This window comes from Kitasatospora sp. NPDC056783 (genome assembly GCF_042789895.1).
Taxonomy (GTDB): domain Bacteria; phylum Actinomycetota; class Actinomycetes; order Streptomycetales; family Streptomycetaceae; genus Kitasatospora.
In genome coordinates, this window is sequence record NZ_JBHUAF010000618.1 from 1 (window position 1) to 2,793 (window position 2,793).

General features: G+C 72.9%; 3 protein-coding genes. 2 read left to right on the forward strand and 1 reads right to left on the reverse strand.

The genetic code is table 11. The features are described from left to right. Positions 1-68: 68 nt before the first annotated feature. The gene (locus ACFRMQ_RS39885; RefSeq protein ID WP_380735802.1) at positions 69-830 is read right to left on the reverse strand and encodes a PP2C family protein-serine/threonine phosphatase; all 762 of its coding nucleotides are present in this window, start codon (positions 828-830) and stop codon (positions 69-71) included. Positions 831-998: 168 nt separating this feature from the next. Here ACFRMQ_RS39885 and ACFRMQ_RS39890 point away from each other — a divergent pair, with 168 nt between their 5' ends. Further along, a complete protein-coding gene (locus ACFRMQ_RS39890) occupies positions 999-2,105 on the forward strand; it encodes an LLM class flavin-dependent oxidoreductase (RefSeq protein ID WP_380735804.1) in 1,107 nt (368 codons plus the stop codon). Continuing rightward, a complete protein-coding gene (locus tag ACFRMQ_RS39895; protein ID WP_380735805.1) occupies positions 2,102-2,725 on the forward strand; it encodes an FMN reductase in 624 nt (207 codons plus the stop codon). The genes ACFRMQ_RS39890 and ACFRMQ_RS39895 overlap by 4 nt, the downstream gene beginning before the upstream one ends. The last annotated feature ends 68 nt before the right edge of the window (positions 2,726-2,793 follow it).

The following is a 2,793-nucleotide window of genomic DNA, read 5'->3' on the forward strand; positions in this document are numbered from 1 at the left end:
GCGCCACGGCGGCCCCGCCCGGGGCGCGGTGCCGTCGTCCCGGAGGGGGCCGCCGTCCCGGAGGCGCCCTACGCGCCGATCCGCACCAGCGCCAGGGTGATGTTGTCCGGCCCGCCGGCCTCGATGGCCGCCTTCCACAGCTCGAACGCCGCCTTGCCGTCCGAGCGGTCCGGCCCCCCGGACGACCGGTCCAGCAGCCCGGCGAGTTCCTCCTCGGGCACCGGGTCGGTCAGGCCGTCGCTGCACACCAGGTACCGGTCCCCGGTGGCCAGCGGCGCGGCCCGGACGTGCGGTTCGACGAAGGTGAGGCCGAGCGAGCCGCCCAGGGTCTGGGTGACCACCGGGGTGGTGCGGCGCCCGGGCGGCAGCGGCGGACTGTCGTCGACGCTCACCCGGTACAGCCCGTCCCCGGTGATCCGGTAGACCCGGCTGTCGCCGACGTTGAAGGCCAGCGTCCGTTCGGGCAGCAGCACCAGCCCGGCGACGGTGGTGCCCATCGCGGCGAGTTCCGGCTCCTCGGCGGCGGCCGCGTAGACGGCCCGGTTGCACGCCTGGAGCTCCTCGCGGACGGCCTCCTCGCCGTCCAGTGCCCCGCCGGCGAGGGCGAGCCGACGGGCGACCAGGGCGCTGGCGACCTCGCCGCCGGGGTGGCCGCCCAGGCCGTCGGCCACCGCGACCACGCAGGGCGGGCCGAGCGGGAAGAGCAGGGTCTGCGGGTTGGTGGTCACGGTGGCGCAGAGCGTCCACGGCCCGACCGTGAGGCTGTCCTCGTTGTGCTCCCGCACCAGGCCCTCGTGGCTCAGCGCGCTCACCGCGATGTACGGACCCATCGTCCGCCGCCCTTCCGGAGCCTTCCCTCGCCCGCCCCGTGCCGTCCCTGGCCCGCCCGCGCCTTCCATTGTCCCCGCAGGGAACGGGAGGCGGCGAGGGGGAATATCCACTCCCACCCGGATGCTAAAGTCGTTGAAAGTTTTACTACCTGGGATCTGGTGAGCAGCATGCAGTTCGGAATCTTCTCCGTCGGCGACGTGACGACCGACCCCACCACCGGCCGCACCCCGAGCGAGCACGAGCGGATCAAGGCCATGGTGGCCATCGCCCGCAAGGCCGAGGAGGTCGGCCTGGACGTCTTCGCCATGGGCGAGCACCACAACCCGCCGTTCGTCCCGTCCTCGCCGACGACCATGCTCGGCTACATCGCCGCGCAGACCGACCGCATCATCCTGTCCACCTCGACCACGCTGATCACCACCAACGACCCGGTGAAGATCGCCGAGGACTACGCGATGCTCCAGCACCTGGCCGAGGGCCGGGTGGACGTCATGATGGGCCGCGGCAACACCGGCCCGGTCTACCCGTGGTTCGGCAAGGACATCCGCCAGGGCATCCCGCTCGCGATCGAGAACTACGCGCTGCTGCGCCAGCTGTGGCGCGAGGAGGTCGTGGACTGGCAGGGCCGCTTCCGCACCCCGCTCCAGGGCTTCACCTCCACCCCGCGCCCGCTGGACGACGTCCCGCCGTTCGTGTGGCACGGCTCGATCCGCAGCCCGGAGATCGCCGAGCAGGCCGCCTACTACGGTGACGGCTTCTTCGCGAACAACATCTTCTGGCCCAAGGAGCACTTCCGGAAGCTGATCGAGCTCTACCGCGAGCGCTACGCCCACTACGGCCACGGCACGCCCGAGCAGGCGATCGTCGGCCTCGGCGGGCAGGTGTTCATGCGCAAGAACTCCCAGGACGCGGTGCGCGAGTTCCGCCCGTACTTCGACAACGCGCCGGTGTACGGCCACGGGCCCTCGCTGGAGGAGTTCACCGCGGAGACCCCGCTGACCGTCGGCAGCCCGCAGGAGGTCATCGAGAAGACCCTGACCTTCCGCGAGACCTTCGGCGACTACCAGCGCCAGCTGTTCCTGATGGACCACGCCGGCCTGCCGCTGAAGACGGTGCTGGAGCAGCTGGACCTGCTCGGCGAGGAGGTCGTGCCGGTGCTGCGCGAGGAGTTCGCCAAGGGTCGCCCGGCCGAGGTGCCGGACGGGCCGACCCACGCCGCGCTGGTCGCGGCCCGCGACACCCGCGAGAACGAGACGACGGAGGTGGCCAAGTGACCGCGTACAAGCTGGTGGTGGTGAGCGCCGGACTGAGCAAGCCGTCCTCGACGCGGCTGCTGGCGGACCGGCTCGCCGACTCGACCGTGCGCCGACTCGCCCAGGAGGGGCGGGAGGTGGACGTCACCGTGGTCGAACTGCGCGACCTGGCGGTGGAGATCGCCAACAACTTCGTCACCGGCTTCCCCGGTGCCGGGTTGCGCGCGGCGATCGAGGCGGTGTCGGAGGCGGACGCCCTGATCGCGGTGACGCCGGTCTTCAAGGCCTCGTACAGCGGTCTGTTCAAGTCCTTCTTCGACGTGCTCGACGACGACGTGCTCACCGGCAAGCCGGTGCTGATCGCCGCCACCGGCGGCACGCCCCGGCACTCGCTGGTCCTGGACCACGCCGTGCGCCCGCTGTTCGGCTACCTGCGCGCGGTGGTGCTGCCGACCGGCGTCTACGCGGCCACCGACGACTGGGGCACGGCGGGGGACGGGCGCACCGACGGCCTGCCGCGCCGGATCGACCGGGCGGCCGGCGAGCTGGCGGCCCTGCTGGCCGGGCGCGGCCCGGCGGCGCCGGCGCTGCCCGAGCAGGTGGTGCCGTTCGCCGAGCAGCTGGCGGCGCTACGGGCCTGAGCCCGGGCGGGAGAGCGGCGGCGAAGGGCCGGGACAGGGCCGGGACAGGGCCCACCGAGGGGCGGGTG